The sequence below is a fragment of the Halorubrum sp. C191 genome (genome assembly GCF_002727095.1).
GTDB classification, from domain to species: domain Archaea; phylum Halobacteriota; class Halobacteria; order Halobacteriales; family Haloferacaceae; genus Halorubrum; species Halorubrum ezzemoulense.
In genome coordinates this window covers 1-6,210 of sequence record NZ_NHNZ01000198.1, presented here as the reverse complement: position 1 = coordinate 6,210, position 6,210 = coordinate 1, and the positions used below count along the sequence as shown (strand labels likewise).

8 protein-coding genes are annotated in these 6,210 nt (G+C 70.9%); 4 read left to right on the top strand and 4 right to left on the bottom strand.

Annotated features, from left to right (window positions below):
- Nucleotides 1–401, bottom strand: a 401-nt coding sequence (locus tag Z052_RS17685; protein ID WP_241898002.1) for an AIR synthase related protein, incomplete at its 3' end; no start/stop codon positions are given.
- A gap of 352 nt (nt 402–753) precedes the next feature.
- Here Z052_RS17685 and Z052_RS17680 point away from each other — a divergent pair.
- Genes Z052_RS17680 through aceA form a run of 3 tightly spaced genes read left to right on the top strand, consistent with a single transcriptional unit; the run spans nt 754 to nt 2,337 of the window.
- The gene (locus Z052_RS17680; protein WP_094520857.1) at nt 754–1,086 is read left to right on the top strand and encodes a hypothetical protein; all 333 of its coding nucleotides are present in this window, start codon (nt 754–756) and stop codon (nt 1,084–1,086) included.
- Nucleotides 1,083–1,295, top strand: a complete 213-nt coding sequence (locus Z052_RS17675) for a hypothetical protein (protein ID WP_049931563.1) — start codon at nt 1,083–1,085, stop codon at nt 1,293–1,295. Before Z052_RS17680 ends, Z052_RS17675 begins: the two co-directional genes overlap by 4 nt.
- Nucleotides 1,296–1,299: 4 nt before the next feature.
- Nucleotides 1,300–2,337 (top strand): isocitrate lyase, encoded by a 1,038-nt coding sequence (gene aceA / locus Z052_RS17670; RefSeq protein WP_086216767.1) that lies wholly within the window; start codon nt 1,300–1,302, stop codon nt 2,335–2,337.
- A gap of 113 nt (nt 2,338–2,450) precedes the next feature.
- Here the strand turns inward: aceA and Z052_RS17665 are convergent, their stop codons facing one another.
- From Z052_RS17665 to Z052_RS17660, 3 genes are all read right to left on the bottom strand, one after another.
- Entirely contained in the window at nt 2,451–3,692 is a 1,242-nt protein-coding gene (locus tag Z052_RS17665; RefSeq protein WP_094520858.1) for a CaiB/BaiF CoA-transferase family protein, read from the bottom strand.
- A 136-nt stretch (nt 3,693–3,828) separates the two neighbouring features.
- Nucleotides 3,829–3,993, bottom strand: a complete 165-nt coding sequence (locus tag Z052_RS20640) for a hypothetical protein (protein WP_167373072.1) — start codon at nt 3,991–3,993, stop codon at nt 3,829–3,831.
- Nucleotides 3,994–4,051: 58 nt separating this feature from the next.
- Entirely contained in the window at nt 4,052–5,035 is a 984-nt protein-coding gene (locus Z052_RS17660) for a nucleoside recognition protein (protein WP_049931560.1), read from the bottom strand.
- A 117-nt stretch (nt 5,036–5,152) separates the two neighbouring features.
- Between Z052_RS17660 and Z052_RS17655 the strand changes: the two genes are divergently transcribed.
- On the top strand, nt 5,153–6,043 hold the full coding sequence (locus Z052_RS17655; RefSeq protein WP_094520859.1) for a hypothetical protein: 891 nt from the start codon (nt 5,153–5,155) through the stop codon (nt 6,041–6,043).
- The last annotated feature ends 167 nt before the right edge of the window (nt 6,044–6,210 follow it).

Sequence of the window (6,210 nt, the reverse complement as noted above, 5' to 3'; positions counted from 1 at the left end):
CCGTCACGCGTGACGGCCCCGGCGTCGGTGATCCCGCCGACCGCGGTGGTCGCGGTCGTGAACTCGACGTGTTCATCGAGGTCGCCGCCGACGTACTCGGCGTCGACCGCCTCGCAGACGTTGACCGCGCCCGCGACGAACCGGGTCAGCTCGTCGCGGTCGAACGCCTCGTCGGCGTAGACGGCGACCGCGGCCCGGGCGGTCGCGCCCATCGCCGCCACGTCCGACAGCGACGCGCCGACTGCGCGCCAGCCGGCTGTGTACCGCGTTGTGCCGGCCGGGAAGTCGGTCCGCTCGTGGAGCATGTCCGTCGTGATGACCGTTCCGTCGACGACGGCGGCGTCGTCGCCCGCGTGCGGGAGGTCGGCCGCGAGAGCCCGGAGAGCGTCGCGCTCGTTCACTACCCTACGCTCCGCGCGGCGGGGTCAATAAGCGATCGGTCCGGCCCGGCTCGGTCTGGCCCGGTCCGACGCCGTCGATGTCGCTCGGCGGCGTCACCGACAGTGTTGTGGACGCTGTCACCGGCGGCGAGGGGCGCGCAGCCCCGGATGTCTTCGTTTGTATGGGCCGTGTTGTCATGGAACATTTAACCGAATAAAACAACATAACGAATATTATCATTATCAATCATTATGTTTATTGGCTTCCTCCGATTTGCTCCGGTCGCAATGGCAGTATCCGTACGCGGACACGCAACGACCCGAGGCACCGACCCGATCACCAGACGACCGCCGCAACCCCCCACACGACCCGATGACGACACCTGACGACACGCCCGACGACACGACTCGACGCACCGATCGCACGACCGACCGCACGACCGGCTCGGAGCCCGCGGAGCGCTCCGACCGGACTGCTTCTCCGCAGCCGATCCCCGGCCGCATCCCGCCCACCGAGGAGGCCGGCGCGCCGCTGGTCCCGACGATCACGACGCGCCGGACCACGGGGACGCGCTCGCCCGGCTCGCCGCCCCGGGCCGACACCCGTCGCCCGACCCGTCCGCCGACCGACGACGAGCGCGACGCGCCCATGGTCCCCGACCTGCGTCCCGCCTCGCGGACGCGGACCGACGGGGGTTCGCGATGACGGCGAACGCGACGCGCCGCTCCCGCGAGCGCTCGGCCCGGTCGACCGGCGAGGACGCGTCCCGCAGCACCGTCCCAATGGCGGGGACCGGCGACGGACCGCGCCCGGACCCGACGACGTTCGCGCCGACCGCTCGCCCCGCCGACAAACGCCGATCAGGCCGGCGCACCGCGCCGAACCACACCGCAGACGACGACACCACGCAGTAACCCGATGAATCCCAACGAACTCGACGACGACGTCTTCACCAGAGATATCGACAACCCGGCCGGCCGCCGGCTCCGCGAGCTGTTCGAGGAGCAGGAGTACACGTTCGCGCCGGGGATCTACCACGCCCTCGACGCCCGCCTCGCGGAGATGGCGGGCCTCGACGCGGCCTACATGAGCGGCTACTCGACCGTCCTCGGCCAGTTCGGCTTCCCCGACCTGGAGATGGTCACCATGTCCGAGATGGTCGAGAACGCGAAGCGCATGGTCGAGGCGACGAACCTCCCCGTCATCGCCGACTGCGACACCGGCTACGGCGGCGTCCACAACGTCCGGCGCGCGGTCCGCGAGTACGAGAAGGCCGGCGTCGCCGCCGTCCACATCGAGGACCAGACCTCGCCGAAGCGCTGCGGCCACATCGCCGGCAAGCAGATCGTCTCCCGCGAGCAGGCCCGCTCGCGCTTCGAGGCCGCCGTCGACGCCAAGCAGAGCGAGGATACCGTCATCATCGCCCGCACCGACGCGTACGGCTCCGCCAACGGCGACTGGGAGGAGCACCTCGAACGCGGCCGAATCTACGCCGACGCCGGCGTCGACCTCGTCTGGCCCGAGATGCCCGACCCGTCCCGCGAGGACGCGGTCGAGTACGCCGAGACGATCCACGAGACCCACCCCGACCTCGATCTGGCCTTCAACTACTCCTCCTCGTTCGAGTGGGGCGCCGAGGAGGACCCGCTCACCTTCGAGGAGCTCGGCGACCTGGGCTACCAGTACATCTTCATCACGCTGTACGGTCTCCACTCGGGCGCCCACGCGGCCTACGAGGACTTCGAGAACATCGCGCAGAACGACGAGGAGGCGCAGTTCGACCTCGAAGAGCGGTACATCGGCCACGAGACGGAGAGTCACCACGAGCTCTCCTTCGTCCCGCGGTATCAGGACATCGAGGCCGAGTTCGATCCCGAGGCCCGCGAGCGGCAGGAGGAGTCGGCGGGGTTCACCGAAGACGAGAGCGACCCGATCACGGCCGAAAACGACGACTGAGCGCCCGGGAAAACCGGTGACCGAGCGCTCGGCGGCGACCGACGGCGGAGCGCTCGACGGCGACCGACGGCGGAGCGCTCGACGGAACCCGACCACCGAGCGTCCCGTCGCCGTCAGCCGTCCGGAATCGCTCCCCGTTCTTTCAGCTCCGCGATGTCGCCGTCGCCGTAGCCGTACTCGTCGAGAACTGACTCCGTGTGTTCGCCGAGCGCCGGCGGGTGGCGCCGGACAGTCGTCGGCGTCCGGGAGAAGTGCATGGGCGAGCCGGGGAACGTGACGGTGCCCGCGGTCGGGTGTTCCGCCTCGGCGACCATCCCGCGCGCCTCGATTTGGGGGTCGGCGAACACCTCGCTCACGTCGCGGACGCGGCTCGCGGGCACGTCGTGTTCCTCCAGGACCGCGGTCGCCTCGGCGGTCGTCATGGACGCGAACGTCTCGCTCAGCTCGCGGTCGAGCTCCTCCCGGTAGCGGACGCGGCCCTCGTTGGTCTCGAACCGCTCGTCCGCGAGCAGGTCCGGGCGGTCGATCGCGCGGCACAGCGGCGGCCAGAACGGGTCCGACGAGCAGGCGACGACGACGTACCCGTCGCTCGTCTCGAACGCCTGATACGGGACGATGTTCGGGTGTTTGCTCCCCATCCGTCCCGGCGGCTCGCCGCTGGCGAAGTAGTTCGTCGCCATGTAGCTGGTCCAGGCGGCCTGCCCGTCCAGCAGGCTCACGTCGATCTTCTGGCCGCGGCCGTCGCCGAGTTCGCGCTCGAGGAGGGCCGCGAGGATCGCCTGCGTCGCGTACATCCCCGCGCCGACGTCGGCGAGCGCGACGCCGATCCGGACCGGCGGGCCGTCCTCGACGCCCGTGAACGACATGAACCCGCCCCGCGCCTGCATCATGATGTCGTAGGCGGGCTTGTCGCGGTCGGGGCCCCACTCGCCGTAGCCGGAAATGCCGCAGTAGATCAGCCCGGGGTTCTCGTCGACGAGGTCGCCGTAGTCGAGGCCCCACTCGGCGGTCTTACCGACCCGGAAGTTCTCGACGAGCACGTCGGCCTCGCGGGCGAGGTCCCGCGCGACCGCGCGCCCCGACTCGGTCGTCAGGTCCAACTGGATCGACCGCTTGTTCCGGTTAACGCTGACGTAGTAGGCGCTCTCTTCGCCCTCGCCCTCGCCGAACGCCGGCGGGACCCATGTCCGCGTCTGGTCGCCCTGTCCGGGCCGCTCGATCTTGAGCACTTCGGCGCCGAGGTCGCCGAGCTGCATGGTACAGAACGGGCCGACGAGCACGCGAGAGAGGTCCAGCACGGTGACGCCGTCCAGCGGTCCGGTGTCGCCGTCGGGATCGCGCGCCTCACCGACCACGCGCGTTCACCCCCGCGGACCGTCGCCGAATTCGGTTCATGTGTCCCGGGTCAGTCCCGGGGGTACTGAGTGTTGCGGCGGCGTCGCGGACGGAAACCCGGGGCCGGCGAGGAGGCGGCGCCGGCGAACGGTTTCGTCAGGCCGGAAGCGTGTCGATGCCGTCGATCTCGACGTAGCCGTAGCCGCAGTCGGGACAGCGCCACTTCGTCTTCTCGCCGAGGTGGAGCGTCATCGCCGCGGTCCGGTAGAACGAACGAGACCCGCCGCAGTCGGGACAGTCCACGTCCTTTTCGAGCGCCATGTGCGCCGATCGATCCGGGCCGGTGTTGAACCTACTGATTCGGGCTCCGCCGGCCCTGTCACCACACCGGCGCGAGCAGCAGCGCGACCGTCGCCGAGATGAAGACGAGCTTGAGCGCGGTGTTGACGGCGATCACCTTCGTCCCGAACGAAGGCCCCCAGATCCCGTACTGGAACGGGATCGAGCGCCGGAACGTGGAGACGGCGAACGAGAGGATGCTCCCGATGAGCAGCGACGCGACCGCGGTCCGCGTCGTGAAGATCCCGGCCTCCGTCCCGGCGAGCGTCGCCGCGCCCGCGGTCGTGTCGAGCGTGAACACCGCGATGACCGGCACCGCGGCACCCGGCAGGCCCAGCACGCTCGTGATCGGCTCCGCCACGCTCGTCAGGGCCGCCACGTCGTAGGTCGTGACGAGCCAGATGACCAGCGTGTACACGACCGCGAGCCGCGGGACGATCCGCCGGAGGGTCCGCCACGACTTCCCGGCCGCGTCGCGCACGCGCTCCCGGTCGGTACGGTCGTCGTCCTCGGGCCCGGTCGCCTCGACGTCGGCGAGCGCGGCGCGGTCGACGTTCGACTCGGAGAGGAGGAACCCGCCCGCGACGACGCCGGTGACGGTGATCAAAAGCGCGATGCCGGCGCGCGCGCCGACGTAGACGGCGCCGGTGGTGACGCCGAGGATCGGGATCAACACCGGGACGTAGTAGGTGAACACGTGCTGGACGAAGCCGAAGAACGTGTTCATCGTCACTGCGACGAGCGTCGCCCGGTCGTCGAGCAGGCCCGACTCGCGGAACTCCGCGAGCGTCGCGTAGCCCGCGGTCGTCGACGCCGCGGTCGTGAGGATCGCCGTGCCGACCTCGTCCGGGAGGTTCGCCGGTCGGGTGAGCCACCCCGCGAGCCCGGCGACGTACCGGACCAGCCCGAACGCGACGGCGACGTTGGCGGCGAAGACGCCCCCCGCGATGAACGCCGTGATCCGGGCAAGTCGGGGGGCCACCTCCGCGAGCAGCGTCGAGAACTCGGCGGCGACCGATTGCACGAATCAGCGTACGCGAGGGGCGCTCAAATGGCCGTCGGAACGGGCGGGCGTTCCCGGAGGGTCGGAACGCGCGCCGCCGCGCGGGGCTTATGTCCCGCCGCGGAGAACGGCCCTCCGATGGCTCCCGCCGAGGATGACATCTCGATCGATGAAAAGCGCGTGTACGCGGGCAGTGTCGGCCGCACCGACGCCTACGTCGCGACGGGGACGGGGATCGTCCGCGTCTCGATGTCGGCCGACAAGGTCGGCGCGTTCGACATGGTCGCCCGCGACCCCGCCCGCGATGTCACCGTCCTCGCTCGCGGCGGCGGCCCCGACCTCGCCGTCGCGGCCACGCCCGACGGGCTCTCGGTCGCCGCGGTCGGCGACGACCCGGCGTTCGAGTCGGTCGACGACGAGCCGGCGGTCGCGGTCGGCGCGGCGAGGGACCGTGACGACGCGCTCCTTGTCGCCCGCGAGGACGGGGCGATCGAGCGCATCAACGTCGGGGAGGGCGACGAGGCGACGGTCTCGTCGACGACGCGGATCGGAACCGTCACAGACCCGCGCGCGGTCGACGGCGGTCTCGTCGCTGGCGCGAAGGCGGTGTACCGGGTCGGTGAGCGCGGCATCACCGACGTCGGCCTCGACGACGCGCGCGACGTGGCCGGCGCCGGGATGCCGCTCGCGGCGACCGGTGCGGGGCTCTACTGGCTTGGCAACGGTTGGATGACGGCCCGGGAGGCGGTCGCGGAGGCGGTCGCGTCCGACGGCGACGGGCACGCGATGGCGGTCGTCGGCGGTGACCTGCTCGTTCACTCGGACGGGGCCGGCGAGTGGGGCGAGGAGACGTGGACGCCCGCGGACCTGCCCGTGGACGAGACGCCCGTCGCGCTCGGCTACGGCCCCGGCGTCTCGGTCGCGGTGACGGACGCGGGCACGCTCTGCGTCGACGCCGGCGACGGGTGGCGACACCAGGTGGTCGGCGTTCGCGACGTGGCGGGCGTGGCGCTCGCGGTCGTAGAATAGGCAGAGTACGTCGATGTTGACGGCTCGGTGGGAGCTCCCTCCAAATTCCCCGTCGGATTATAAACGGGATTCAGCAGGTCGGCGGTGAATACTCCCAAAGCCCCAGCCGCGAATCGGGCGCAGGCGAAGTAAGGACCACCGCGAGCGTGCGCCCGATTCGCGGCTGG